Below are 26,480 nucleotides of genomic sequence, written 5' to 3'. Positions count from 1 at the left end.
CACCTCGCCCAGACCCTGCCCGACTACATGATCCCCGCAGCCTTCGTCACCCTCGACGCCCTCCCACTGACCGCCAACGGCAAACTCGACCGCAAAGCCCTGCCCACCCCCGACCCCCACACGGAGACCTCTGGCCGCGCCCCCCGAACGCCGCAGGAAGAGATCCTGTGCCACCTGTTCGCCGACGTCCTCGGCCTCGACCGGGTCGGTATCGACGACAGCTTCTTCGACCTGGGCGGGCACTCGCTGCTGGCCACCCGTCTGGTCTCCCGCATCCGCACCGCTTTGGGCGCGGAACTCGCCGTCAAGGACCTCTTCGACCACCCCACGGTCGCCGGCCTCGCCCGCGGGCTCACCGCCACCCCCGCCGCCCGTGCCGCGCTCACCGCGCAACCCCGCCCGGACCGTATCCCCCTCTCGCACGCCCAGCGCCGTCTCTGGTTCCTGCGGAAGCTGGAACAGGCCGCGTACCTGTACAACATCTCCACCGCGGTACGGCTGCACGGCACGCTCGACCACGAGGCGCTGCGGCAGGCCCTGCATGACGTGACCGGCCGGCACGAGAGTCTGCGGACCGTGTTCGCGGAGGACGCGGAGGGCCCGTACCAGGTCGTCCTGGACGCCGGGCAGGCGCGCCCGGAGCTCACCGTGGTCCAGGTCCGCGAGGAGGAGCTGGCCGACCGGGCCACGGAGGCGACCCGGCACGAGTTCGACCTCACCGCCGAACTGCCGCTGCGCATCTGGTCGTTCGAGCTTTCGCCGGACGAGCACATCCTGCTGCTGGTGGTGCACCACATCGCGGGCGACGGCTGGTCGATGGGACCGCTGGCCCGGGACCTGGCCACCGCGTACGGGGCCCGGCTGCGGGACCGCGCCCCCGAGTGGGAACCGCTCGCGGCCCAGTATCCGGACTTCGCACTGTGGCAGCGGGAGGTGCTCGGCTCCGAGGACGAACCCGAGTCGGCGATCTCGCAACAACTCGCCTACTGGAAAGACAAGTTGGCGGACCTGCCGGAGGAGCTGGAGATCCCGGCGGACCGCAGCCGGCCCGCCGTCCCCTCGTTCCGGGGGGACACCGTCGAGTTCGAGATCCCCGCCGGACTGCACGCCGCCGCACGGGCGCTGGCCGCCGAGCGAAACGTGACGGTCTTCATGGTGCTGCAGGCGGTCCTGGCCACCCTGCTGTCGCGGATGGGAGCCGGCACCGACATTCCGCTGGGCACGCCGGTCGCCGGGCGCACCGACTCCGCCGTCGAGGACCTCGTCGGGTTCTTCGTCAACACCATGGTGCTGCGCACCGACGTGTCGGGGAACCCGCGCTTCCGTGACCTCCTCGACCGGGTCCGCCGTACGGACCTGGAGGCGTTCGCGCACCAGGACGTGCCCTTCGAGCGGCTCGTCGAGATCCTCAACCCGGAGCGCGCGCTGGCCCGGCACCCGCTGTTCCAGACCGCGCTGAACTGGAACAACGCGGGCGCCGCGCTGGAGTTGGCGGGGCTGAGGCCCGCCGGTCAGCAGGTGCGCGCGGGCACGGCGAAGTTCGACCTGAACTTCGGGATGGCCGAGCACCACCAGGACGGCGAACCGGCGGGCATTCTCGGGCAGGTCGAGTACAGCCTGGACCTCTTCGACCGGGAGACGGTCGCCGGTCTGGCGGAACGGCTGGTGCGGCTGCTGGCCGCCGCCGTCGCGGAACCGGACCGCAGAATCGAGGAGTTCGAGCTTCTCTCGGCCGCCGAGCGGCGGCGCATCATCGACGACTGGAACGCGACCGACGCACCGGTGCCGGCCGGGTCCCTGCCGGAGCTGTTCGCCGCCCGGGCGGCCCAGACGCCGGACGCCGTGGCCGTGGAGTGCGGTGGGACGCGGTGGACGTACGCCGAGTTGAGCGCGCGGGCCGACCGGCTGGCCCTGCGCCTCGTGGCCCTGGGGGTGCGGGCGGAGACGCCGGTGGCACTGCTGATGGAACGCTCGGCGGACCTCGTGGCGGTGCTGCTCGCGGTGGTGCGGGCGGGCGGCGTGTACGTGCCGCTGCACACCGGCTACCCCACGAGACGGATGCGCGCGGTCCTCGCCGAGGCCGGTGCTCCGGTGCTGGTCACCGATGGCGCCCTGGCCGGACACGAGCTGGTGGCCGAGCAGCGGGCCGCCGGGGTGGCGCTCCTGGTCGCCGACGAGGAGCCGGAGCCCGCGGGGGGCACGGGCGCGACCCTGCCCGGCACGGTGCAGCCGGACCGGCTCACCTACGTGATGTACACGTCCGGTTCGACGGGCACCCCCAAGGGCGTGGCCGTCACGCACAGGGACGTCGTGGAGCTCGCCCTGGACCGCGGCTGGGGTGTCGGCGAGGGCGACCGGGTCCTGATGCACGCGCCGCACGCGTTCGACATCTCCGTGTACGAGATCTGGGTTCCACTGCTGCGCGGGGCCCGGGTGGTGGTCGCGCCGGCGGGTCCCCTGGACGCGGCGGCGCTGGACGGCCTCGTCCGGGAGCGGGGCATCACCCACCTGCACCTGACGGCCGGTCTGTTCCGGGCGATGTCCGAGGACCTCGCGGACTGCTTCGGCCTCGTGCGCGAGGTACTCACCGGCGGTGACGTGGTGCCCGCCGGCGCGGTGGAGCGAGTTCTGCAGGCCGGCTCCGGCACGACGGTGCGCCATCTCTACGGCCCGACGGAGATCACCCTGTGTGCCACGGGGCATGCCGTCCGGGCCCCGTACCGGGCGTCCGACGGGCTGCCGCTGGGCCGCCCGCTGGACAACACCCGTGCGCATGTCCTGGACTCGCGGCTGCGCCCGGTGCCGGCCGGAGTCACCGGGGAGCTGTACATCTCGGGGGCCGGTCTTGCCCGCGGCTACGCGCACCGGCCCGGCCAGACGGCGGAGCGTTTCGTGGCCTGCCCGTTCGGTGCTCCCGGCACGCGGATGTACCGCACGGGCGACCTGGTCCGGTGGAACCGCCGGGGGCAGCTGGAGTTCGTGGGCCGGGCCGACGACCAGGTCAAGATCCGCGGGTTCCGGGTGGAGCCGGCCGAGGTGGAGACCGTCATCGCCCGGGCCCCGGGGGTCTCGCAGACGGCCGTGGTGGTACGGGAGGACGTCCCCGGTGACAAGCGGCTCGTGGCCTACGTGGTTCCGGCGGCCGAGCCCCGGCCGACCCCGGCGGAGCTGCGCGACCGCGTCGCCGGGGTGCTGCCCGAGTACATGGTCCCGGCGGTCGTACTGATCGACTCCCTGCCGCTGACCCCGAACGGCAAGCTGGACCGCGACGCGCTGCCCGCTCCGCGCCGCACCGAAGACGGCGGCGGCAGTGCCGTCACCCCCCGGGAGCAGATCCTGTGCGAACTGTTCGCGCAGACGCTGGGCCTGGAGCAGGTCGGCACCGAGGAGAGCTTCTTCGCGCTCGGCGGCCATTCGCTGCTGGCCACTCAGCTGATCGCGGGGATCCGCAAGACGTTGGGCCTGCGCGTGTCGATCCGCGACCTCTTCCAGGCACCCACGGTCGCGGGTCTGCTCAAGCACCTGGACGCGGAGGGCAGCAAGGACTCCTTCTCCGTGCTGCTGCCGCTGCGGGCGGGCGGCGGTCGCACCCCGCTGTTCTGCCTCCACCCGGCTCTCGGCCTGGGCTGGTGCTACGGCCGTCTCACCGCCCACCTGCCGGCCGCGCTCCCGGTGTACGCGCTCCAGGCGCGCGGTCTGCTCGGGCAGGACGCCCCCGCCGGAAGCCTCGACGAGATGATCGACGACTACTGCGCCCAGATCCGGGAGGTCCAGCCCGAGGGCCCGTACCGGCTCCTGGGCTGGTCCATGGGCGGGCTGCTGGCCCACCGGGTCGCCACCCGGCTGCAGCAGGCGGGGCAACGGGTGGACGTCCTGGCGATCGTGGACGCCTATCCGGTCGCCTCGACCCGTGAGGACTGGGACTCCGCGGAGATGCTGGCGCAGATCAGCGCGGACCTCGGTTTCGACGTCGAGCGGGTCGGCCCCGACCAGGAGGACGCGGTGCTCGCGGACCTGCGGGCCAAGGGTCATCCCCTCGGGCATCTGCCGGGCGGCGACATCAGCGCGGCGGCCCGCGTGTACGTCAACAGCTCGCGTCTGACGAGGAACCTGCGGCCGGACGTGTTCACCGGGGACGTGCTGTTCTTCTCGTCCGGTGCCTCGTTCACCGGCGACGACCCCGTCCACAGCGCGGCCGCCTGGCAGCCGTACGTCTCCGGTGAGATCGCCGAGCACGTCGTCGACCACCTGCACGAGGACCTGCTGATCGAGCCGAAGTCGGTCACGACGATCGCGAAGGTCCTCGTCACGCACCTGCGGGCCGCAGGACGACCACGGCGGTAGGGACCGCCGAAGCCGCGTCGCGGCACACGAGAACGACCCCGATGTGAACAGCGCAACCCGCGCAACCCTTATGAGGAAAGGAAGCACCATGAGCAGCAACCCGTTCGAGGACGCGGAAGCCACCTACGTCGTGCTGGTCAACGACGAGGGGCAGCACTCTCTGTGGCCGTCATTCGCCGAGGTACCGGCGGGCTGGTCGGTGGTCCTGCCGGAGACGGACCGTCAGGCCTGCCTGGACTACATCAACGAGAATTGGACCGACATGCGGCCCAAGAGCCTCGTGGAGGCGATGTCGGCTTCCGGGCAGGACGTCGCTTGAGTGACGAGGCCATGATCAAGGCCGTCGGCGTCCGCAAGAGCTTCGGCGATGTCCACGCCCTGAGCGGCGTGGACATCGAGGTCGCGCGAGGCCGGGTGCTCGGGTTGCTCGGCCACAACGGGGCCGGCAAGACGACCCTGGTGAACATCCTTGCCACGGTCTCCCCGGCGGACGCCGGCACGGTCACCGTGGCCGGTCACGACGTAGCGTCCCAGGGCGCCAAGGTCCGCGCCCGGATCGGCGTGACCGGCCAGTTCGCCTCGGTGGACGAGTACCTGAGCGGGTTCCGCAACCTCCTCCTCATCGGCCGGCTCCTCGGCGCGGGGCGGCGGGAGGCGGCGGCCCGGGCGACCGAGCTCATCGAGCTGTTCGAGCTGACCGGAGCCGCCCACCAGCGCTCCGGCACCTACTCGGGTGGCATGCGCAGACGGCTCGACCTCGCGGCCAGCCTGGTCGGCCGACCGGATGTGCTGTTCCTCGACGAGCCGACGACCGGGCTGGACCCGGCGACCCGGATCGCCCTGTGGGAAACGGTCGAGAAGCTGGTCGCGGACGGCACGACCGTCCTGCTCACCACCCAGTACCTGGATGAGGCCGACCGGCTCGCCGACTGGATCACCGTGCTGTCGAAGGGCAGGGTCGTGGCGTCGGACACCGGCGACCGGCTCAAGGCAGAACTGGGCCATCGGGCGGTGCACGTGGTGCTCGACCCCACGGCCGACGTGTCCGCCGCGGCGACGGCACTCACCACCGCCGGGTTCCGCCCGCGGACCGGAACGGAACGGCATGCGCTGTCCACCCCCGTGGACACCTCGGCCGACATCGCGGGTGTCATCCGCGCACTGGACGCCATCGGCACGCACGCTGTGGAACTCACCGTCAAGGAGCCGTCCCTGGACGACGTCTACCTGGCACTCACCCAGTCCCCCGCCGCCGTCGACGACGCGGCCTGATCCCCGGGAGTCCCGTTGGCCATCCAGGAACGCACATCGAGGGAGGTGACGGACGACGCGGACGCCCCAGCCGCCGCCGGGTGGCGTGGAGCCGGTCCCACCACGCAGCTGTGGGTGCTCACCGCGCGGCAGATCCGTTCCATGTACGGCGACCGCCGTCTCGCCCTGTTCAGTCTGATGCAGCCGGTGATCATGCTGCTCCTGATGAGCGAGATCTTCGGCAGCATGGCCAACCCCGGCGACTTCCCGCACGGCGTGCGCTACATCGACTACGTGGTGCCCGCCCTGCTGGTCACCACCGGCATCGGCTCCGCGCAGGGCGCCGGAGTGGGGCTGGTCAGGGACATGGACAACGGCATGGTGGCGCGCTTCCGGGTGCTGCCCACCAGGCTCTTTCTGGTGCTCGTGGCCCGTTCCGCGGCCGACCTGGTCCGCGTCCTCACCGAACTGCTCGTCCTTCTGGCCGTCGGCGTCGGCATGCTGGGCTTCCGCCCCTCCGGGGGCGTCGCGGGCACGCTGGCCGCCCTGTTCGTCACCGTGTTCGTCATCTGGTCACTGATCTGGGGGTTCATCGCTCTCGCGGCGTGGTTGCGCAGTGTGGAGGTGATGTCGAGTCTCGCGGTCCTGGTGATGTTCCCGCTGATGTTCGCCTCCAGCGCGTTCGTCCCCTTGGGCGCCCTTCCCGACTGGCTGCGTGTGGTGGCCAAACTCAATCCCGTGACGTACGCGGTCGACAGTGCCCGCCGCCTCGCGCTGGGCTGGGATCCGGGGTGGAGCGTACCCGGCGCGCTGGCCACCAGTGCCGCGCTCATGGCCTTGGCCATGTACGTCGCCGCACATGCCTTCAAACGGCCCCCGAAAGAGTGAAGGCCCTGGCCTCGCAAACATGTCGGTCGCAGGTCAAGGACATGCCTCGGGCGGGGCGCTCAGGCTCCAGGACGGCGGGGGCGCCGATCGCCGGTGCTGGCCGGTTGGTGACGGGCTGACGCAGCAGCCCCGATGCGGTCGATCGCCAAGCGACCGAGGAGCACGCCGGCGCTCGCACCGCTTGAGTTGCTGGCTTGAGCCGCACCGACGCACATCAGATGTGCTGGGCATCCGTGTATACGGCGATGACGTTCTCTCGCTCCTGCGAGTACTTGTGAAGGAATTCGTGCGGAGGGCGCACCCCGCGGCTCTCCACCCACGGGATGACTTCACTGATGGATGACCAACCGTTCGGTGGGCCACGCGGTCGCCGCCTCACGCGAGGGCGACCGGGCCGAGCAGGAGATCGACGACTGCCTCACGACGCCGGAGCACGAGCACCTGACGCCCAGGGCGGCGGGCATCCGTGTCCGCCGCCCCTGCGTCAGCTGTTTGTGATCGCACGGTAGGCGGGGCCGACACGGTGACCTCGGGAATCCGCCGGAGCCCAAGCAACTGCGGCCCGACACCGGCCGGCATGCGACGAGACGAGCGCCGGTCAGGCCGTCGTGGTGCGGCGACGGGTGAGCAGCGCGCCCAGCGTGATCATGCCGATGCCGAGGACGAAGTGCAGCCAGTCGTCGGCCGTGTTCAGCGGCACGAAGTTGGCGTCGCTTTCGTGGCCGACGATCAGGCCGTACAGCCACAGCACGAGGTAGACGGCACCGCCGGCCAGCAGGTAGGTGCGGGCCGCGGCGGCGGTGCGGGACATCGCGAGGCCTGCCACGCCGAACGCGAGGTGGACGAGGTTGTGCAGGATGGAGACCTGGAAGACGCCGATGAGTTCGGCTCCGGACTCGTGCGACGCGAACTCCATGGCGTCGTAGTCCGTGGTGATCCCCGGGATGAATCCCAGGATTCCCACCAACAGGAACACCGCTCCGACCAGCAGTGCCGCCTGCTGGACGGGGGTTCGGGCTCCGCTCGGGGTACGTGCGTGCGCGGTCATGGCAGCTCCGCCCTTCCGCCGGTGCGCACCGATGCGCCAGTACGCCGCGAGTACCCCCGCGGTGCGGTGCAACCGCGTCGGCGGGACCGGCTCGTGCCGGCACCTGTGGCGGCGTACAGGCACCTGTGCTCCGGAGAGTGATCTCGTCTCCTCGGGGACTGCGTACTCACCATCGACTGCCCCAAAGGCACAGCTGACCTGCAATCCCGTGGAAGAACAACGAGGGGTCCCGCCGGCCGGCAGATCAGGAACTGGCGCGCGCTGCATGTCACCCCGATCGATCCCGATCACTGCGCCCCCTACACGCGCTGCCGGATCAGTCACGCGGGCCGCCACCGGCGCCTGGCACTTCGCGGCGAGGCCGTGCGCTTCGGTGGTGGGACAATGAAGGAGCCGTTCTCGTCGCCTTTCGTCCCGATGCCGGGGCCTCTCGTCGGAGCCGTCCGGTCTCGGGCCGAGCGCCGGGGCCCTGGACACATCGTTCGCTGCCGATCGCGGACCTGCCGGTCCGGGAAGGGAACGACCATGGACGACGGACCCACCACCGACGTGCCGGACCTCACCGCGCTGCTGCTGGACGTCGACGGGATGGACGAGTTCCTTCAGGTTCTTGCCGACCGCGGTCTGGACAGCAATCCGTCGGCCGACGGGTGCGGCATCACGCTGGAGCGTCAGGCCCGGCCCCTGACGGTCGCCAGCGCCGGCACATCCGCCGAAAAGCTGGACGAGAAGCAGTACGCCCAGAACGACGGCCCCTGCCTTCAGTCGCTGCGGTCGGGCCGGGAAATCGTCATCGCCGACATGATGGACGAGCAACGGTGGGGCGAGTACCCCGCATACTCGGTGGCGTGCGGCACCCGCTCCTCGCTCTCGCTGCCGATCGCCGCGCACACCCACACGGCCGGTGCCATCAACCTGTACTTCTCCGCGCCGAACGGACCGGACGACGTCGACGTGCCCTTCATGCGGGCGCTGGCCGCGCAGGCGACCGGGGCGATCGCGCTGGCGCAGCGGATCGGCGACGCGGAGGAATTCGCCGACGACCTGCAGAACGCGCTCCAGTCCCGCAGCGTCATCGACCAGGCCATCGGCGTCATCATGGGGCAACAGCGCTGTACGGCCGAACGCGCCTTCGCGATCCTGCGCAGCGCCTCTCAGCACCGCAACATCAAACTGCGCGACCTGTGCGCCGATCTGCTGGCCGGCATCTCCGGGGAGCCACCCACCGAGAAGAATCTGCGTCGCCGGCCCTGACCGACCACACACGACGAGGGCGGCCCGGACGTTCACGCCGTACGGGAAGGCCGGCACGCCGCCGACGCCTCGTCGGGGGTCTGTCATCGACGCCTCACCGAGCTGCTGACCGCAGCGCGGCCGCGGTCGGGAACCGACGGACGTCATCGGCTCGGACGTCATCCGCTCCCACTGGTCCTCGACGCACCAGGCCATCGGGATCGTGGCCGCATGCCTCGACATCGGCGTCACCGACGCGCTCGCCCGGATGCGCGCGGCGGCCTGTCGCACCGGCCGGACACCGGCCGAGATCACCGCCGCCGTCCTGAACCGTCCACCTCGCGCGTAGAGTGGGCCGGCGAATTTTCCGGCGGAATGTGGTTACACCCGGTCCTATGGCACGGACATCGAAATCCGATCATCTGACCAGTGACCCGTCGGCGTCGGGGCGGCAGCGGGTCGGGCCGGGAGAAGACGTGGAGCGGCGGGCGCCGGACGAGCCGACCCAGATGCCGAAACGGTCCTGGTGGGCCGTGCTCAGGGGCACGGTCAGGGAGTTCCAGCGGGATGAGCTCACCGATCGGGCCGCGGGTCTGACGTACTACGGGGTGCTGTCGCTGTTCCCGGCACTGCTGGTGCTGGTGTCGTTGCTGGGCGTCGCCGGGAAGTCGGCCACGGACCAGGTGCTGGAGAACCTCCAGCGGCTGGCCCCGGGCTCCGCCCGGGACATCATCGGCGATGCCGTGCAGCAGTTGCAGGGCCGCGGCGGTGTCGGCTCCGTCATGGCGATCGTCGGCCTCGTGCTGGCCGTCTGGTCGGCCTCCGGATATGTCGCGGCCTTCATCCGCAGCGCGAACGCCGTGTACGACATGCCCGAGGGCCGTCCGGTGTGGAAGCTGCTGCCGGTCCGGGTGGGCGTGACGGTGGTGCTGCTGGTGCTGGCGGTGGTCAGTGCGTTGATCGTGGTGTTCACCGGCGGTCTGGCCCACCAGGCCGGCACGGCGTTGGGGATGGGCGACTCGGCGTTGACGGTGTGGTCGATCGCGAAGTGGCCGGTGCTGGTCGTGCTGGTCACGATCATGATCGCGATCCTGTATTGGGCGACACCGAACGTGAGGGGCCGCGGCTTCACCTGGATCACCCCGGGCAGTTTCCTGGCCCTGGTGATCTGGATGATCGCGTCGGCCGGGTTCGCGTTCTACGTGGCGAACTTCGCCTCGTACAACAAGACGTACGGGACGCTCGCCGGTGTGATCGTGTTCCTGGTGTGGCTGTGGATCAGCAATATCGCGATCCTGCTCGGTCTCGAGTTCGACGCGGAGATGACCCGTCAGCGGGCCGTCGTCGGCGGTCTGCCCGACGATGAGGAGCCCTACGTGCCGCCCCGGGACACCCGCAAGTGGAGCCAGGAGGACGAGCGTCGAATGGCTCGCCGCATGGAATGAGAGCAGATCATGGACGTCTGGAAGTCTCTTCACGACGGTGATCACCGGCTGGGACGGCAGGTGTCGTCCTCGCCGTCGGAGGGTGCCCGGCGGTTGCTGCCCGCTGTGGAGGAGGCCGCCGAGCACACCAAGTTGTGGTGGGGTGCCGCGGTGCTCATGGCCTCGGCCGGCGGCCGGCGGGGGCGCCGGGCCGCGGTCACGGGGGTGGTGAGCATGGGCGTGGCGCAGACGGTGTCGAACGGTCTGGTCAAGCACATGTGGCGGCGGCGCCGGCCGCCCGAGGAGTGGATCTCGCAGGAGGAGGTACGGGAGCGGCCCGATTCGTCGTCCTTTCCGTCCGGGCACACGGCGGCGGCCGTGGGGTTCACGGCCGCCGTGGCAGCGGTGTGGCCGTGGGCGGGCATGGCGTGTGCGGTGCCGACTGCGTTGGTGGCGTACGAGCGCGTGCACTCCGGCGCGCACTATCCCTCCGACGTCGTGGCGGGGGCCCTGATCGGGCTGGCCGCGTCCGTGCCGGCCTGCCGGGCTCCACGTCTGGTGCGGCGCGTGCTGCTGTGACGAGGAGGGCCGGTCTCGGACAACCCGTCGGCGTTCCACGCGGTGGGGTGCGGTACACACCCAGGTGCGGCCACCGCGTAGCCGTTGCCGCCGAGTACGGGTGCGGCGGTGGACGTCACCTCGCCGTGCCCGGCGGTCGGGGGCCACGGCACGAGCCTGGCGGGGTCGGCTGCGCCTCGGTGGCTCGCCGGTGCCGTGCTGCTGGGGATCCCGGTGCTGGGGGCTCGGGCGGGCGGTCGCCGCGCCCGTCTCACGGTGGACGGCGGTCCGGCGCCGGCCGGTGACCGGCTCTGCCGCCCGCACCCGGTGTCGTACGGGGCACGGATTGGTTGCGGCAAGGGCTTTTCGGCTCTTCGGCGCGGATGCTGCGGCAGCATCGCGACGTATGAGCAGAGACCGGTATATCGACTTTCTGCGGGCCTGGGCGATCGGCGCGGTGGTGTTCGGGCACTGGCTGATCACCGGGCTGGTGCGCGGGGACGACGGGGCGATCGGCGCGCCGGAGCTGTTGGCGGTGGTGCCCTGGACCCAGTGGCTGACGCTGGGGTTCCAGGTCATGCCGTTGTTCTTCCTCGCCGGCGGGCATGCCGCGGGCGGGTCCTGGGAGCGGGACCGGGGTGCGGGTGGTACGGCCGCGGCGTGGGTGGGGCGGCGGGCGCTGCGGTTGTTGCTGCCGGCCGGGGTGTACAGCGGGCTGGTGCTGGCCGCCGTGGGGGTTTCGGCGGCCGTCGGCGTGGACCCGTACACCCTCGAACTCGTGGGCTGGGCCCTGGCCATGCAGTTCTGGTTCCTGCCCGTGTATCTCGTCCTCAGTGCCCTGACCCCGGTGCTGCACGCGGCGCATCGGCGATGGGGGGTGCTCGTCCCCGTCGCGATGGGTGTGGTCGCTCTCGGGGCCGGTGCTCTCGACGTCGGGCTGCTCAACTACGTGCTGGTGTGGGGCGTCGCCTACCAGTCGGGGTTCTGCTGGCGGGACGGGCTGCTGGGCGAGCGGTCGACGGTCCCGGTCCTGATGGCGGCGGGCGGTGGGCTGGTCTTCGCGTTGCTGGTCGGTCTCGGTCCGTTTCCCGTCAGTCTGATCCTGGTGACCGGGCAGGACCCCAGCAACACCGATCCGCCGTCGGCGGCGATGCTGGCCTGGGTGGTGGCCCAGACGGGGGTCTGTCTGCTGCTCGCGCCGCTGCTCCGGCGGGTGTTGGCGCGGGAGCGGGTGTGGCGGCGGGTGCGCGTGGTGAGCGGGGTCAGCATGACCCTGTACCTGTGGCACATGGTGCCCGTGCTGGTTGTCGCCGCCGTCTTCTACCTGCCCGGTCTCGCGCCCGATCCCGAGTTCGCGTCCGCGGCCTGGTGGGGGCTGAGGGTGCCTTGGCTGCTGATTCTGGCGGGCGTGTTCGCCGGGGTCGTGTGCGCGCTGCGGCCGCTGGAGCGGGGGTTGGGGGCGGTGTACGAGCGGGTCCGGCCGCAGGCCCGGCCGCGACCGGCCTGGGCGTTGTGGCTCGGGCTCGCCGTCTGCGTCGCCGCGCTGAGCCGGTTCGCCGTGCAGGGGTTCGCCCACGACGGGCGGTTCCCGGCCGGGCCCGCGGCGGGTCTCGGCCTGGGTGTCGCGCTCGTGGTGTTCTCCGGGTGGCGGACGGGCGTGGAGCGGAACAGGACGGCCGACGACGCCCTGGAGGAAGCCGCCTGACGCCGCGGCGGACGTCGGCCCGGCCACCGGGCCGCGGAAGGGGCGTGTGACAAGATGCTCCGGCCAAGCCCCACCAGAAAGGGACGATTTCCATGTCCAGGGTCGAGCTGACCACGAACTTCGGCCGAGTCGTTCTCGAACTGCACGACGCCGAGGCCCCCAAGACCGTCGAGAACTTCCTGACGTACGTCCGCAACGGGCACTACGACGGCACCATCTTCCACCGCGTCATCGACGGCTTCATGGTCCAGGGCGGTGGTTTCACCGCGGACATGGTGCAGAAGCCGACCATGGCCCCGGTCCCGAACGAGGCCGACAACGGGCTGAAGAACACCGCCTACACCGTCGCGATGGCGCGCACCAGCGACCCGCACTCCGCGACCGCCCAGTTCTTCGTGAACGTCTCGGACAACGACTTCCTCAACTACACGGCGAAGACCCCGAACGGCTGGGGTTACACCGTCTTCGGCCGGGTCGCCGAGGGCCAGGAGGTCGTCGACCAGATCAAGCGGGTCCGCACCGGCAGCAGCCGCGGACACGGCGACGTGCCGACGCAGTCCGTCGTCATCGAGGCCGCCAAGGTTCTCGACTGACGAGAGCCGGCGGTCTGCCGGGACCTGCGGCTGCGGGGCGCACCCGGCCCACGCGGTACGCAGGTCACGCGGACCTCTTGCGGCCCGTCGCCTTCTTCGCCGCTGTCTTCTTCGCCGGCGTCTTCTTGGCCGCCGCCGTCTTCTTCGTGCTCTGAGCCGACTTGGCCGTGGACTTCTTCGCCGCGGTCGTCTTCTTCGCGGCCGTCGTCTTCTTCGCCGTGGAGGTCGACTTCTTGCCGCCGGCCTGCTTGGGCGTGGCCGGCGCCGACTTCCGGGCCGGCATCGATCTGACCTCCGCGTGCTCGCCGGCCTCCTCCTCGCCCCGGGACTCCTTCGCCGCCCGCACGCTGTTCTCCAGCGCCGCCATCAGGTCGAGGACCTTGCCGCCCTTCGCCGGTTCGGGGGACTCGGGCGGGGCCTCGCCGGCCGCCTTCGCGGCGACGACCTCCTCCAGGGCCTCGCGGTACTCGTCGTGCAGATCCTCGAGCTCGATCTCGCCGAGGGTGTCCATCAGGGCGTCCGCGAGGTCGAGCTCCTTGTCGTTGACCGTGACATCGGTGTCGGGGGCGAGGCCCTCGGGGGCGCGGACCTCGTCCGGCCAGAGCAGGCCGTGCAGCGCGATGGCGTCGCCCACCACCCGCAGCATGCCGAGGCGCTCGCGGCCCCGCAGCGCGAACTTGGCGATGGCGACCTTCTGGCTGCGCTTGAGGGCCTCGCGCAGCAGGGTGTACGGCTTGGCGGCCGGGGCGCCGCCCGCCGCGAGGTAGTACGCGGCGTCCATCTGGAGCGGGTCGATCCGGTCGGCTGGGACGAACGCCACGATCTCGATCGTCTTGGCCGTGGGGAGCGGAAGATGGGCCAGGTCATCGTCCGTGATCGGGATGATCGTGCCGTCCGCGTCCTCGTAGCCCTTGCCGATCTCCGCCGTGGTCACCTCGCGGTCCTCCAGCTCGCACACCTTGCGGTAGCGGATGCGGCCGCCGTCGTCCAGGTGGATCTGGCGGAAGGAGATCGAGTGGCTCTCGGTGGCGTTCACCAGCTTGATGGGGATGCTGACCAGGCCGAACGAGATGGCGCCGTTCCAGATGGATCGCACGTGCAGCACCCTTTCGATCGGTTTGCTGAAACTTGTCAGTATTTATGGCGGAATCTCTGGGATTCTCATCGTATGACGCCGATCACAGAGGTGGAGGGGCGAAGGCTCGCGCTCAGCAATCTGGAGAAGGTGCTGTATCCCGAGACCGGGTTCACCAAGGGCGAGGTGCTGCACTACTACGCGACCGCCGCCGAGGTCCTGCTGCCCCATCTGCGGGATCGGCCCGTGTCCTTCCTGCGCTATCCGGACGGGCCGGACGGGCAGGTGTTCTTCGCCAAGAACGTGCCGCCCGGTACGCCCGACTGGGTCACCACCGCCGTGGTGCCCAGGTCGGAGGGGCCGGCCCGGATGGTGCTGGTGCAGGACCTGGCGAGCCTGATGTGGGCGGCGAACCTGGTCACCGAGTTCCACACCCACCAGTGGGTCCTCCACGCGCCCGGTGAGGCCGACCGGCTGGTCTTCGACCTCGACCCCGGGGCGCCGGCGGGCATCGTCGAGTGCTGCGAGGTCGCCCTGTGGCTGCGTGAGCGGCTCGCGGCGGACGGGATCGCGGCGTACGCGAAGACCGCCGGGTCGAAGGGACTGCATCTGCTGGCCGCCCTGCGGCCGGTCTCCTCCGACACCGCCACGGAGTACGCCAAGCGGCTCGCCGTCGAGGCGGAGAAGGCGATGCCCCGCCTGGTCGTCCACCGCATGACGCGGAGTCTGCGGCCCGGGAAGGTGTTCGTCGACTGGAGCCAGAACGCCGCCCGCAAGACGACGGCCACGCCGTACACGCTGCGGGCCCGGGCGCGGCCGTTGGTGTCGGCGCCGGTGACGTGGGGCGAGGTCGAGGAGTGCGGGGCGCCCGAGCAGCTGGCGTTCGAGGCACCGGACATCGCGCCGCGCGTGCAGGAACACGGCGATCTGCTGGCCCCGCTCCTCGACGCGGACGCGGCGGGATCGCTGCCCTGAGCGCCCCTGCCGGGGATCACTTCACGAGAGAGGTCACACCCGCACCCACGTCTGCCGGTCCCGGGCCATCGCGTGCAGCGCCTCCACATCCGCCGGTTTGAGGACGCCGCCGAGCCGGGCCAGCCCCTCGACGTCCGTGTCCGTGACGATCCGGGCCTCGCGCAGCGGTGCGGTGACCGCCACGTCGGCGGGGCCGACCAGGGCCAGCACCGGGTGGACCTCGGCGGTCAGGGCGTAGGAGGCGCGGGCGGCGTCGGCGCGGACGCGGCGCAGCACCGGGCGGGGTTCTCGGCGGCCCAGCGCGACCATGGGGTCGGCGACCGTGACCCGCTGCCTGCGGGCGTGCAGCGTGTGGACCGCGAAGAGCCCGCCGGGTCCGATCACCAGGTGGTGGACGCGGTCACCGCCGGGCAGCGGGACCGAGTGCAGGGTGTGCCAGCCGGCGCCGTCGAGGCGGTCCAGGGCCTCCCCCACCGCCTGTTCGGCCGCGAGGGCGCGGCGGCGGGGATCGGGACGGAGCCGGTGGGCGGGGCCGGGGTTTCGGTCCAGGGCGATCTGGAGCGCCTCGCCGGGACGGTTGGGCGCCAGGTCGTCGTCCGGGTGCAGGGACAGCCGGGCCAGTTCCGCGGGGGTCGGCACCGGGGGCGGGCCGATCTCCACCGGTCCGGTCAGGAAGGGTCCGAGGACGTCGAGGACGTCCTGTCTGCGGTCTTCGCTCAGCAGGTTGACCCGGGATGCCTCACGGTCGTACCAGGCGATGTTCCTGCCGTCCGTGAGGCAGACGTACAGCCGTTCCTGGCCGTGGCGCCAGGTCGGCACGACACGCAGTCCGCTCATGCACCATCACCCCACGACCATGGGAACAGGCGGGGTGCTCCAGGGGCAAGAAGCCAGTCGTCTTTGCCGGTCACCTTTGAAGGGGAGTTGACCCGGGTACCTATGGGTGAGTTGGTGGGGGCTCGGGGAGGCGCCGTTGCGGACGGGCAGGAAGCAGGCCGACGTACCCGCTCCGGAGCATGCGTGGAACGAGGTCGTGCCGGGGCTGTGGATGGGCGGGCACGAGTTCAGGGGGCAGTCCGGGCAGGTCGAGTTCGCCGTGGTGCGGGACGAGTTCGACGTCGTCCAGACCCTGCTGAGGCTGCCGGGGCACGGTCCCGACGAGGGGGTCGAGCACCATGTGTGGCCGATTCCGGACGGACCGCTGGACGGCACGCAACTCGCGGGCGTGATTCGGCTGGCCCGGGCCGCGTGCGACGCGCTGGACGCGGGCCGCAAGGTGCTCGTCCGCTGTTACCACGGCTACAACCGCTCGGGGCTGGTCGTCGCGCACGCCCTGGTCCGCCAGGGGCACTCCCCGGACGAGGCGATACGGCTGATCCGGTCCCGCCGCTCGCCCTGGGCCCTGCACAACGAGCTCTTCGTCGAGTACCTGCAAGCGGGGCTGCCGACGGCCCGGCTCCTCGAGGAGCTGGCCGAATAATCGTTTCTTCTCGGGCGTGCGCGGGTGCGGCCGACCGGAGCGCAAAGACGGACTTCCCGAGAATAGGGTGTACGGCGTGCCCCTCACCCCCGTCCGTACCGTCCTCGGTGTCGCCCTGCTGCTGTCGAGCGCGGCGGCCTGCGGTGACGCGGGCGGGCTGCGGGGCGCCGGACCCACTGCGACCGCGATGAGCCCGGACCGGCTGTGGCCGGATCTGACCCCCGCGGCCAGCCCCGCCTGGGACTACGACGACGGCGAGGCCGAGACCGTGCGGGGCCTCACGGCTCCGGGCGACGACATCCACAAGGTGGACCCGGTGGCCGTCGTCCGCGCGGAGATCGCCCAGCACCCGGACTCCTACACGGGCGCCAAGGCGCCGTACTACGAGACCACCCGCCGGATGGACGACTGCGACGAGGGCGCGGCGAAGGGCCGGTGTCCCGTCCTGAGGCCGTACTACCGCGACCTCACCGGCGACGGCCGCGACGACCTGACGCTGGGCTTCCAGCTGCTGCCCGGCAACCAGACGGCCGTACGGGTCTACACCTTCGAGTCGGGCCGGCTGGTGCGGGTCATGTCCAACGACGACGCGGTGGCCGGGGTCGAGCTGGCCGGGCGGTCCGTGATCATCCGTTCGCCGTCCGACATCGCGGGCTACGAGTACCGCTTCCAGTGGACCTGGGACCCGGACCAGCGCCTGATGCTGCTGACCCACGACGAGATGCTGCGTACGGGCGGCAAGAAGGACTCGGCCTCGAAGCGGCCGTCGGCGTCCCCGTCCTCGTCAGCCTCTTCGTCCGCCTCTTCGTCCGCCTCACGATCCGCCTCTTCGTCCGTGAGTGGCCGATGAGGCTCGCGCTCCCCCGCTGGGCCGGGACGCTCGCGGTGAAGGCCGCCGCGTTCATCACGGTGATGTGCTGCGCGCTGGCCGCCCTGCTCGGCGTTCTCGTGCACGTGTCGGTGACGAACCAGACCGTCGGCCAGACCCGGGACCTCGCCCTGGACCGGCTGACGGAGGCGACGGCGGCCTTCGAGGCCGGGGACTCGCTGGGACGGGGCGCCGACGTCGATCCCCCGGACCTGCCCGGCCCGCTGCGGGAGCTGGCGGCGGCCGGGGAGCGCGGCACGATGGTCGGCGAGCACCGCGGGCGCCCCACGATGTGGGCGGCGGGGCCGGTCGACGGCGGGCGGGCACTCGCGGTGGAGGTCGACTACTCGCAGGGCCGGCGGACGATCGACGGACTCGACCGGGCGATCGTGTGGTCGTCGGGGCTGGCGATCGGGGCGACGCTGCTGGTGGGCGCCTTCGCGGTGACCCGGGTGACGCGGCGGCTGCACACCACCGCACGGGTGGCCCGGCGGATCACCGCGGGCGACCTGGACGCCCGCGTCGACGACCCCCGTACGAAGGATCCGACGCGTCCGCAGGACGAAGTGGCCGCGGTCTCCGCCGCGCTGGACTCCATGGCCGCGTCCCTGCAGGGCAAGCTGCTCGCCGAGCAGCGGTTCACCGCGGACGTGGCGCACGAGCTGCGCACACCGCTGACCGGGCTGCACGCGGCGGCCGAACTGCTGCCGGCCGGCCGGCCGACCGAGCTGGTCCAGGACCGGGTGGCGGCGCTGCGCACGCTCACCGAGGACCTGCTGGAGATCTCCCGCCTCGACACCGGCCGGGAGCGGCTGGAGCTGGACCGGGAGCCGTTGGCCGCGCTGGCCGAGCGGGTGGTGCGGGCGTCGGGGACCGACACGGAGGTCGTCGTCGTGCGGGACGTGGCGGTGGAGACGGACCGGCGGCGGCTGGAGCGGGTGCTGGGAAATCTCGTGGCGAACGCGCATCGGCACGGGCGGGGGCCGGTGGTGCTGACCGTGGACGGGTCCGTGGTGACCGTGCGGGATCACGGGGACGGGTATCCGTCGTACCTCCTCGAGCACGGGCCGCAGCGGTTCCGTACCGAAGGGGTTTCCAAGGGGCACGGGTTGGGGCTGACCATCGCGGTGGGGCAGGCGGAGGTGCTGGGAGCGCGGTTGGTGTTCGCGAACGCGGTGGACGGCGGGGCCCTCGCGACGCTGACGTTGGGTTAGGGCGGGTCGGGGCAGGGCCCGGGACTGCGGGTCGTTCGCCGGCTGCGGGTGGTGGGGGCCGGTCGCGCAGTTCCCCGCGCCCCTTTGGGGCGCGCCCCTATGGACCAGCGTGACGGGCGACCGCGGGACAGCGCTTTTAGTGTGGCGATCAGTCAGCTTCACCCCTGTGCATGGAGGTACCGCCATGACCCTGCGTTCCCGCTGCGTCATGGCCCTCGCCGTCGGTGCTCTCCTCACCACCGCCACCGCCGCCGCCGTCGTCGCGAACGACGACCGGGTGCCCACTCCCCGCTGGTGCTGATGCCGGAGGCGAAGAAGGTGCCCTATTTGGGTAGGTTCCGGACATGATCAAGGCCGGAACCACCGTCGTACGGGCGGACGCCCCCGCTCCTGTCGTACGCCTCCCCCGGCGCCGTGGCATCGAACTGGCCCTCATCGTCCTCGCCGTCCTGCTGTCCGTGTACGGCTACTGCGACGTCGGCCTCGCCAAGAACGGCACCGTCCCGCCCGGCGCCGCGGGTTACGGCGCCGGGCTCGGCGTGCTCGCGCTGCTCGCGCACATCGCGGTGCGCCTGCGCGCCCCGGACGCCGACCCTCTGCTGCTGCCGATCGGGGTCCTGCTCAACGGGGTGGGCCTGGTCCTGATCTACCGGCTCGACCTGGAGACCCCCGGCGACCGGGCGGCGCCCACCCAGCTCGTGTGGTCCACGCTCGGGATCGCCCTGTTCATCGTGGTCGTCCTGCTGCTGCGCGACCACCGTGTCCTGACGCGCTACGCGTACGTCTGTGTGGCCGCCGCGATGGTCCTGCTCGTCCTGCCGATCTTCTTCCCGGCCGTGAACGGCGCCCGGATCTGGATCCGGATCGCCGGGTTCTCCATCCAGCCGGGCGAGTTCGCGAAGGTGCTGCTCGCGGTGTTCTTCGCCGCGTACCTGGCGGCCAACCGCAACGCGCTGGCGTACGCCGGCCGCCGCGCGTGGCGGCTCCAGCTGCCCACCGGCCGTGTCCTCGGCCCGATCGTGGCCGTCTGGCTGCTGAGCGTGGGCGTCCTGGTCCTGGAACGCGACCTCGGGACGTCGCTGCTGTTCTTCGGCCTGTTCGTCGTCCTGCTGTACGTCTCCACCGGTCGCACCGGCTGGATCGCCGTCGGCCTGCTGCTGGCCGCCCTGGGCGCGGTCGCGGTGGGATGGCTGGAACCGCACGTGCACAGCAGGGTCGAGGACTGGCTGCACCCCTTCGCGTCGATCGAGGCGGGACAGGGCCCGAACCAGCTCGCCCAGTCGCTCTTCTCCTTCGCCGCCGGCGGCATCCTCGGCACCGGTCTCGGCCTCGGCCACTCCATCCTCATCGGCTTCGCCGCCAAGTCGGACTTCATCCTGGCCACGGCGGGCGAGGAGCTGGGCCTGGCGGGCCTCTCCGCGCTCTTCCTCATCTACGCCCTCCTGGTGGAGCGCGGTTACCGGGCGGGCCTCGCCCTGCGTGACCCCTTCGGACGGCTGCTCGCGGTCGGCCTCGCCTCGATCGTGGCGCTCCAGGTGTTCGTGATCGCGGGCGGGGTGACCGGCCTGATCCCGCTCACCGGCATGGCGATGCCGTTCCTCGCCCAGGGCGGCTCCTCGGTCGTCACCAACTGGGCGATCGTGGCGCTGCTGATCCGGGTGAGCGACTCGGCCCGCAGCCAGTACGACGGGCAGGTGGGGCCGTGACCCGCTACATCCGGCTCTCCGCCTGCTTCTGCGCCCTGCTGCTCGTGGCGCTCCTCGTCAACGCCACCCGCATCCAGGTCTTCCAGGCCCGCGCCTACGACGACAACCCGGCCAACCGTCGTCACAGCATCGCCCGTTACGGCCAGCCGCGCGGCGACATCCTGGTCGGCGGGGTACCGGTGACCGGCTCCCGGGACACCGGCGAGCAGCTCCGCTACGAACGGACGTACGAGGACGGTCCGCTGTACGCCCCCATCACCGGGTTCGCCTCCCAGGAGTACGGGACGACCCTTCTGGAGCACTCCGAGGACGGCATCCTGTCGGGCGCCGACCCGATGCTGTCGGGCATCCCGCTGTGGAACGACCTCACGCGCTCCCGCCCCTCCGGCGGTGACGTCGTGACCACCCTCGACCGGGCCGCGCAGCAGGCGGCGTACGACGGACTGCGTGGGCGCAAGGGGGCGGTGGCCGCGATCGAGCCGTCGAGCGGGCGGATCCTGGCGCTGGTGTCGACGCCGTCGTACGACCCGGCCGCGCTGTCCGGGAACGACGCGACGGTGGGCCGGTCCTGGGTGCGGCTCAACGGCGACGCGGACAAGCCGATGCTGAACCGGGCGGTACGGCAGACGTATCCGCCGGGCTCCACCTTCAAGGTGGTGACCGCGGCGGCGGCGCTGGACGCCGGCGTGGTCACGGACGTCGACGCGCCGACAGACTCGCCGGCCCCCTACCGGCTGCCCGGGACGACGACGAGCCTGACGAACGAGTCGGACGGCTGCGAGGACCTCTCGGTGCGGGAGGCGTTCAGGTGGTCGTGCAACACGGTGTTCGCGAAGCTCGGTGTGCGGGTGGGCGTCAGCGACATGACGGCCACCGCGCAGGCCTTCGGCTTCAACGACACGGCGCTGAAAATCCCCTTCTCGGTGGCGCAGAGCACCTTCGACACCTCCCTCGACAGGGCGCAGCTGGCGCTGTCGTCGATCGGGCAGTACAACACGCGGGCCACGCCCCTGCAGATGGCGATGGTCTCGGCGGCGGTCGCCAACGGCGGGCAGGTGCGGCAGCCGTACCTGGTCGAGCGGACCACCCGGGCGGGCGGCGCCACGGTGTCGACGGCCGGCCCGCGCCCCGTCCGGCAGGCGATGTACCCGGCGACCGCCGTCCGGCTGCGGGAGCTGATGACGGAGGTGGTCACCGAGGGCACCGGCGCCAACGCGGCCATCCCCGGCGCCACCGTCGGCGGCAAGACCGGCACCGCCCAGCACGGTCTCGGCAACTCCGGGACGCCGTACGCCTGGTTCGTATCCTGGGCGCAGGACGACCGTGACATGGAGGCGAAGGTGGCGGTCGCGGTGGTGGTGGAGGACGCGGACGCGGACCGGGGGGAGATCAGCGGGGGCGGCGACGCGGCACCGATCGCGCGGGCGGTGATGGAGGCGGCACTCAAATCGGGCCGTGACAGCGGGAGTTGAGGGCACCGGCACTCAGCGCGTGGCCGCCGTCGTGGACACCTCCTGGACCAGCGCGTTCGGCAGGGCCACGTACGCCGTCACTCCCGAGCCCTGGGTCGGCCGCAGTTCGACGTGGGCGCCGAGGCGGGCGGCGAGGGCGCCGACGACGTGGTGGCCGAGGAAGCGGGTGGGGGCCTTGAGGAAGGCATCACGGCCGGAGAGCACGGCATTGGCCTCGGTCATGCGGGCGGCGGTCATGCCGATGCCCCGGTCGACGACGGCGAGGCAGTACTCGGCACCGTCCCGCCAGCCGTAGACCTCGACGGGCTGCTTGGGCGGGCTGAACATCAGGGCGTTCTCCACCAACTCGGCCAGTAGGTGGGAGAGTTCGGCGACGCAGTGGCCGCGCACCCGGCAGGGCTGGACGTCGGTCACGGCGACGCGCTGGTACTGCTCCACCTCGGCCACGGCCGACTGCACGACCTCGTGGACGGCGACCGTGCCCCGCCAGACCCGGCCCGGCGACTCCGCGCCTGCCAGCACGAGCAGCGACTCGGCGTTGCGCCGCATCCGGGTGGCCAGGTGGTCGAGTTCGAAGAGCTCGGCCAGGGCCTCCGGGTCGAGCTCCTGGCTCTCCAGGGTGGTGATCAGGCCGAGCTGACGGTTGAGCAGCGCCTGGTTGCGGCGACCGAGGCTGGTCAGGGACTCGGTGCTGTTGCGGCGCAGGACGGCCTGTTCGGCGGCGAGGTCCACGGCGGTCCGCTCGACGTTGCGCAGGGCGGCGGCCAGGCGGGTGATCTCCCGTGCCCCGCCCGGGAGTTCGGTCTTCTCGGGCTCGGACGGGAGCGGAACATCGGGGTCGGCCTCCTGGATGCGCCGTACGGCTGCGGGCAGCCCGGCCCCGGCGACGGCGTCCGCCTCGTCGGCGAGGGCGCCGAGGGGGCGGGTGATGGAGCGGGCCGAGAAGAGGGCCAGCGCGGTGGCCACGGCGAGGATCAGCGCCCCGAGGGCGAGGAAGCCGACGAGTTGCCGCGTGGCCGCGTCCCCGGTGTCCTCGGCGCGGGCCCGCACGTCGTCGCCGGTCTGCTTCTGCACACCGTGCAGATCGTCGACGAGGGTGGTCATGTCGGCCCACCAGCGGGCGGGTGCGACGGAGAGGGCGGAGCCGTCGGCACCGCTCTCGGCCTGCTGCTCGTAGCCGGTGACCCGGCGGGCGGCGGCGGTCGCGAAGGCGTCGTCGAGGCCGGACTCCTGCCCGTCGGTGGCGAGTTGACGGAACTGGCCGAGCGCGGCGAGCCGGGTGGCGCGGATCTCGGTGAAGTCGAGGTACTCGCCCGAGCGGAAGCGTCCGGCGGCGAACACCCCGTTGAGGGAGCCGCGTTCGAGGGCGACGGCCTCGGTGGCGCGGGCCAGCGCCTGGAGCGCCTGCACCCCCTGGACGATCCGGCGGTCGCCGTCGGGCGCGCCGGCCGACTCGGCGTCGATCAGGGCGGTGACGGCCTTGGTGTAGGCGGTCAGGGTGGTGGTGCGGCCGGCGTCGCCGGCGTCGACGTCGGCGCGGGTCGAGGTGAGCGCCGCGAGGGGTCCCTCGGCGGCGTCGAGGGCGGAGACGGTGGCGGCGGGCAGCTCCCCGCGTTCGTCGTCCAGCGCCGTCCGCAGCTCCTCGCGGGCCTTCTCGGTACGGTCCCGCTGGGTGCGCACGTCGTCGCGGTACTCCTCGGCACCGCCCAACAGCCCGCTGGTGAGCCCGCGTTCGCGCTGAACCTCGCGTACGAGGTCCTGCACGCGCAGCAGGACGCCGACGTGCGCCTCGGTCGCCCGCGCGTCGGACCAGTCGGCGGCGCGGTCGGCGGCGCCGAGTCCGATGAGGGCGAGCAACAGGCAGGTCGGGACGGCCAGCACGATGGCCATGCGACCGCGGATGGAGTTCCAGCCCGGCAGGGCGGACAGCCTCGGGCGGCTCGGGCGATGGGTGGTCGATAAGTTCCCCGTCATGTCCCGTGAGGCTACGGGCGCGCAGGTCAGAAGGCGGTTTCTGGGTCGTAAGCCGACGGTGCACAGGTACTCACTCGGGCGGTGACCGGGTTGTGAAAGACGGACAATGCCCATCTGATGAGACAGGGTCTAGGCCGCTCCCACACACCCGACCTATCGTTCGGTCCATGACGACAGCCGCCGCGCACGAACTCGCCCAGGTGAACATCTCCCGACTCAAGGCCCCTTTGGACTCACCTCAGTTGAAGGGATTCGTGGACGCTCTCGACTCCGTCAACGCGGACGCCGAGGCCGCCGACGGTTACGTCTGGCGACTGCAGAGCGACGGCGGCGACGCGACGGACCTCCGTGTCTTCGACGACGACTGGCTGATCATCAACCTGACGGTGTGGCGGGACTCGAACGCGCTGACGGCGTTCATGTACCAAGGAGACCACCGCGCGATGCTCGCCCGGCGTAATGAGTGGTTCGAGCGCCCGACGGAGGCGATGACGACCCTGTGGTGGGTGCCGACAGGCCACCGCCCGACCATCGCCGAGGCGGAGGCCCGTCTGCTGCACCTGCGGGCGAACGGCCCGACGCCGTACGCCTTCACCCTGCGGACGTCGTTCCCGCCGGGTGCGGCGGAGCCGGTGGCCGGGGAGGTTCCCGAGGGTCTGGGGTGCTCGGTGTAGGGCCTGTTCGGGTCAGTCGATCGGCTTCCGCATCTCGGAGCGGATCCGGAGCGTGGTCTCGGCGGCCGCCTCCAGGTCGATCTCGGAGGGGTCCTGCGTGTAGGTGTCCGGGGCCACCTCCGCGACCACGGCCGCCGTGTTGCCGTCCGCCCAGGCGCAGACCGGGTAGGTCATCGTCGTACCGAGCCGCTGCTGGGTGACGACCTCGCAGGAGACCGTGATGTCCGAGCCGGTCGGCCGGAAGTCCCGCGGCGGGGTGGCGAGGCTCGCGCTCTCGGCCTCGGCGGCACCCTTCAGCATGCTGTCGCGGTCGCCGTCGGGGTTCTTGAACTGGCCGTACATGCCCGAGACCATCAACGCGCCCTTGGTCTCGTCGCCGCCCGCGCCGTAGGTGCCGACCTTGGCGTCGACGACCTTGGCGTCCCAGGCACCGTCCATCTCGTCCTCGACGTCCTGGCCCTCGGCGTCGGAGAGGTCGTCGGTCAGCCGGTACCGGCCGTCCAGCAGCGTCTCGGGGAGCGTCAGGGTGTACTCGGACGCCGGGTATCCACTGGTGACCTTCAGGCCGATCCCCGCCGCGATCACGACGACGACCCCGCCCACGATGCCGAGAACGAGCCCGACCCTGGTCTTCTTCGGGGCCGGCGGGACCCAGCCGCCTGGCTGTTGCGGGTACGGGGCGCCGTAGGCCGGGGCGGGCTGGTGACCGTACGGCGACTGCTGTGGGTACGGGGCGCCGTACGGGCCCTGCGGCGGCGGCCCGCCGTACGGGTTCTGCGGTGGATACGGGCTCTGCGGCGGGGTGGGTGTGGACACGTCAGAACGTTACTGCACTCGTGGGGACGTAGACGCCGCGTCAACAAGTCACGCAAGAGGGATTGACGAGCTTGCTGACAGGCAGTCTCATAAGACCCGCGGGAGTGAACCGCCGGTAACACACGACGAGGTCGACGACGAGGTGGATCAGCCATGACGACCCTGACCGAAGCCGACGCGCTCGACGGGCTGCGTGACGCGCTCGGGCTGCTCAAGGACCGGGAGCAGGTGGCCGAGCGGCTGCTCGCCTCCTCCGCCAAGCACTCCTTCGACCCGGACAAAGAGCTCGACTGGGACGCGCCCTTCGAGGAGGGCAAGTGGTTCTGGCCGCCGGAGCTGGTGTCCCTCTACGACACCCCTTTGTGGAAGCGGATGAGCGAGGAGCAGCGGATCCTGCTCTCGCGGCACGAGGCCGCCGCGCTCGCCTCCCTCGGGATCTGGTTCGAGCTCATCCTGATGCAGCTGCTCGTCCGGCACGTCTACGACAAGGCGGCGACGAGCGCGCACGTGCGGTACGCCCTCACCGAGATCGAGGACGAGTGCCGGCACTCCAAGATGTTCGCCCGGCTGATCTCGCACGGCGACACGCCCTGGTACCCGGTGAGCCGGGCGCACCAGCACCTCGGACGCCTGTTCAAGACCATCTCCACCACCCCGGGTTCCTTCACCGCCACCCTGCTCGGCGAGGAGGTCCTCGACTGGATGCAGCGGCTGACCTTCCCGGACGAGCGGGTGCAGACCCTGATCCGCGGGGTGGCCCGGATCCACGTGGTGGAGGAGGCCCGCCATGTGCGGTACGCCCGCGAGGAGCTGCGGCGCCAGATGGTGACGGCACCCAAGTGGTCGCAGGAGTTCACCCGGGTCACCTCCGGCGAGTTCGCGCGGGTGTTCTCGGTGGCGTTCGTGAACCCCGAGGTCTACACGAACGTGGGACTGGACCGGCACGAGGCCCTGGCACAGGTGAAGGCGAGCGGGCACCGGCGGGAGGTCATGCAGACGGGTGCGAAGCGCCTGACCGACTTCCTCGACGACATCGGGGTGCTGCGCGGGGTGGGACGACGACTGTGGAGGTCTTCCGGCCTGCTGGCCTAGTGACCTGAGTCAGAGATTCGTCGGCAGTAGGCGGCTACTTTGTCGAGGATCTCGTCAGCGGTCTTCGTCCAGACGAAGGGTTTCGGATGC

24 protein-coding genes are annotated in these 26,480 nt (G+C 71.5%); 19 read left to right on the top strand and 5 right to left on the bottom strand.

All coding sequences use genetic code 11. The features are described from left to right. Positions 1-27 precede the first annotated feature (27 nt). From ACFWWR_RS44025 to ACFWWR_RS44005, 5 genes are all read left to right on the top strand, one after another. The gene (locus ACFWWR_RS44025) at positions 28-4,344 is read left to right on the top strand and encodes an amino acid adenylation domain-containing protein (RefSeq protein WP_384309870.1); all 4,317 of its coding nucleotides are present in this window, start codon (positions 28-30) and stop codon (positions 4,342-4,344) included. A gap of 88 nt (positions 4,345-4,432) precedes the next feature. Beyond that, entirely contained in the window at positions 4,433-4,663 is a 231-nt protein-coding gene (locus ACFWWR_RS44020; RefSeq protein WP_383874120.1) for an MbtH family protein, read from the top strand. A gap of 11 nt (positions 4,664-4,674) precedes the next feature. Beyond that, entirely contained in the window at positions 4,675-5,616 is a 942-nt protein-coding gene (locus tag ACFWWR_RS44015) for an ATP-binding cassette domain-containing protein (protein WP_383874205.1), read from the top strand. Positions 5,617-5,631: 15 nt separating this feature from the next. Continuing rightward, positions 5,632-6,483 (top strand): ABC transporter permease, encoded by an 852-nt coding sequence (locus ACFWWR_RS44010; protein WP_383874123.1) that lies wholly within the window; start codon positions 5,632-5,634, stop codon positions 6,481-6,483. A gap of 339 nt (positions 6,484-6,822) precedes the next feature. Further along, positions 6,823-6,981 (top strand): hypothetical protein, encoded by a 159-nt coding sequence (locus ACFWWR_RS44005; RefSeq protein ID WP_383874126.1) that lies wholly within the window; start codon positions 6,823-6,825, stop codon positions 6,979-6,981. A gap of 100 nt (positions 6,982-7,081) precedes the next feature. Here the strand turns inward: ACFWWR_RS44005 and ACFWWR_RS44000 are convergent, their stop codons facing one another. Then, positions 7,082-7,531, bottom strand: a complete 450-nt coding sequence (locus ACFWWR_RS44000; RefSeq protein ID WP_383874128.1) for a DUF4383 domain-containing protein — start codon at positions 7,529-7,531, stop codon at positions 7,082-7,084. Positions 7,532-8,056: 525 nt separating this feature from the next. On the opposite strand from ACFWWR_RS44000, the gene ACFWWR_RS43995 reads away from it, so the two are divergent. From ACFWWR_RS43995 to ACFWWR_RS43970, 6 genes are all read left to right on the top strand, one after another. After that, positions 8,057-8,785: a GAF and ANTAR domain-containing protein gene (locus tag ACFWWR_RS43995; protein ID WP_383874131.1), complete on the top strand. Its 729-nt coding sequence runs from the start codon at positions 8,057-8,059 to the stop codon at positions 8,783-8,785. Positions 8,786-8,987: 202 nt separating this feature from the next. After that, a complete protein-coding gene (locus ACFWWR_RS43990) occupies positions 8,988-9,113 on the top strand; it encodes a hypothetical protein (RefSeq protein ID WP_384309867.1) in 126 nt (41 codons plus the stop codon). A 46-nt stretch (positions 9,114-9,159) separates the two neighbouring features. After that, the gene (locus tag ACFWWR_RS43985) at positions 9,160-10,209 is read left to right on the top strand and encodes a YihY/virulence factor BrkB family protein (RefSeq protein WP_383874137.1); all 1,050 of its coding nucleotides are present in this window, start codon (positions 9,160-9,162) and stop codon (positions 10,207-10,209) included. 9 nt (positions 10,210-10,218) lie between these two features. Beyond that, positions 10,219-10,767 (top strand): phosphatase PAP2 family protein, encoded by a 549-nt coding sequence (locus ACFWWR_RS43980; protein WP_384309864.1) that lies wholly within the window; start codon positions 10,219-10,221, stop codon positions 10,765-10,767. 385 nt (positions 10,768-11,152) lie between these two features. Next, on the top strand, positions 11,153-12,451 hold the full coding sequence (locus ACFWWR_RS43975) for an acyltransferase (RefSeq protein WP_383874140.1): 1,299 nt from the start codon (positions 11,153-11,155) through the stop codon (positions 12,449-12,451). 92 nt (positions 12,452-12,543) lie between these two features. Further along, positions 12,544-13,044: a peptidylprolyl isomerase gene (locus tag ACFWWR_RS43970; protein ID WP_383874142.1), complete on the top strand. Its 501-nt coding sequence runs from the start codon at positions 12,544-12,546 to the stop codon at positions 13,042-13,044. Between the two features lie 64 nt (positions 13,045-13,108). Here ACFWWR_RS43970 and ACFWWR_RS43965 read toward each other — a convergent pair whose 3' ends face one another. Next, on the bottom strand, positions 13,109-14,149 hold the full coding sequence (locus tag ACFWWR_RS43965; RefSeq protein WP_383874143.1) for a Ku protein: 1,041 nt from the start codon (positions 14,147-14,149) through the stop codon (positions 13,109-13,111). Between the two features lie 63 nt (positions 14,150-14,212). On the opposite strand from ACFWWR_RS43965, the gene ligD reads away from it, so the two are divergent. Further along, the gene (ligD, locus tag ACFWWR_RS43960) at positions 14,213-15,094 is read left to right on the top strand and encodes a non-homologous end-joining DNA ligase (RefSeq protein WP_383874144.1); all 882 of its coding nucleotides are present in this window, start codon (positions 14,213-14,215) and stop codon (positions 15,092-15,094) included. A 33-nt stretch (positions 15,095-15,127) separates the two neighbouring features. Here ligD and ACFWWR_RS43955 read toward each other — a convergent pair whose 3' ends face one another. Beyond that, positions 15,128-15,931, bottom strand: a complete 804-nt coding sequence (locus ACFWWR_RS43955; RefSeq protein ID WP_383874146.1) for a nuclease-related domain-containing protein — start codon at positions 15,929-15,931, stop codon at positions 15,128-15,130. Between the two features lie 136 nt (positions 15,932-16,067). On the opposite strand from ACFWWR_RS43955, the gene ACFWWR_RS43950 reads away from it, so the two are divergent. The 5 genes from ACFWWR_RS43950 to ACFWWR_RS43930 all read left to right on the top strand — a co-directional run bounded on the left by ACFWWR_RS43950 (position 16,068) and on the right by ACFWWR_RS43930 (position 21,834). Next, a complete protein-coding gene (locus tag ACFWWR_RS43950; protein ID WP_383874148.1) occupies positions 16,068-16,574 on the top strand; it encodes a dual specificity protein phosphatase family protein in 507 nt (168 codons plus the stop codon). Positions 16,575-16,650: 76 nt separating this feature from the next. Continuing rightward, on the top strand, positions 16,651-17,424 hold the full coding sequence (locus tag ACFWWR_RS43945; protein WP_384309861.1) for a hypothetical protein: 774 nt from the start codon (positions 16,651-16,653) through the stop codon (positions 17,422-17,424). Next, positions 17,421-18,656, top strand: coding sequence for an ATP-binding protein (locus tag ACFWWR_RS43940; RefSeq protein ID WP_383874151.1), 1,236 nt, complete (start codon positions 17,421-17,423; stop codon positions 18,654-18,656). The genes ACFWWR_RS43945 and ACFWWR_RS43940 overlap by 4 nt, the downstream gene beginning before the upstream one ends. Before the next feature lie 344 nt (positions 18,657-19,000). Next, positions 19,001-20,362, top strand: coding sequence for an FtsW/RodA/SpoVE family cell cycle protein (locus ACFWWR_RS43935; RefSeq protein ID WP_383874152.1), 1,362 nt, complete (start codon positions 19,001-19,003; stop codon positions 20,360-20,362). Then, positions 20,359-21,834 carry a penicillin-binding transpeptidase domain-containing protein gene (locus tag ACFWWR_RS43930; RefSeq protein ID WP_383874154.1) on the top strand — a complete coding sequence of 492 codons (1,476 nt, stop codon included), beginning with the start codon at positions 20,359-20,361 and terminating at the stop codon, positions 21,832-21,834. Before ACFWWR_RS43935 ends, ACFWWR_RS43930 begins: the two co-directional genes overlap by 4 nt. 12 nt (positions 21,835-21,846) lie before the next feature. Here ACFWWR_RS43930 and ACFWWR_RS43925 read toward each other — a convergent pair whose 3' ends face one another. Next, positions 21,847-23,808, bottom strand: coding sequence for a nitrate- and nitrite sensing domain-containing protein (locus tag ACFWWR_RS43925; RefSeq protein ID WP_384309858.1), 1,962 nt, complete (start codon positions 23,806-23,808; stop codon positions 21,847-21,849). A 167-nt stretch (positions 23,809-23,975) separates the two neighbouring features. Between ACFWWR_RS43925 and ACFWWR_RS43920 the strand changes: the two genes are divergently transcribed. Continuing rightward, on the top strand, positions 23,976-24,482 hold the full coding sequence (locus tag ACFWWR_RS43920; RefSeq protein WP_383874158.1) for a DUF3291 domain-containing protein: 507 nt from the start codon (positions 23,976-23,978) through the stop codon (positions 24,480-24,482). A 12-nt stretch (positions 24,483-24,494) separates the two neighbouring features. Here ACFWWR_RS43920 and ACFWWR_RS43915 read toward each other — a convergent pair whose 3' ends face one another. Continuing rightward, positions 24,495-25,298 (bottom strand): hypothetical protein, encoded by an 804-nt coding sequence (locus ACFWWR_RS43915; protein ID WP_383874160.1) that lies wholly within the window; start codon positions 25,296-25,298, stop codon positions 24,495-24,497. A gap of 153 nt (positions 25,299-25,451) precedes the next feature. On the opposite strand from ACFWWR_RS43915, the gene ACFWWR_RS43910 reads away from it, so the two are divergent. Beyond that, positions 25,452-26,390: a diiron oxygenase gene (locus ACFWWR_RS43910; RefSeq protein ID WP_384309855.1), complete on the top strand. Its 939-nt coding sequence runs from the start codon at positions 25,452-25,454 to the stop codon at positions 26,388-26,390. The last annotated feature ends 90 nt before the right edge of the window (positions 26,391-26,480 follow it).

The organism is Streptomyces sp. NPDC058678 (assembly GCF_042714835.1).
In the GTDB taxonomy this organism is placed as follows: domain Bacteria; phylum Actinomycetota; class Actinomycetes; order Streptomycetales; family Streptomycetaceae; genus Streptomyces.
The sequence above is the reverse complement of the archived record's forward strand: the minus strand, read 5'-3'. Positions and strand labels throughout refer to the sequence as shown.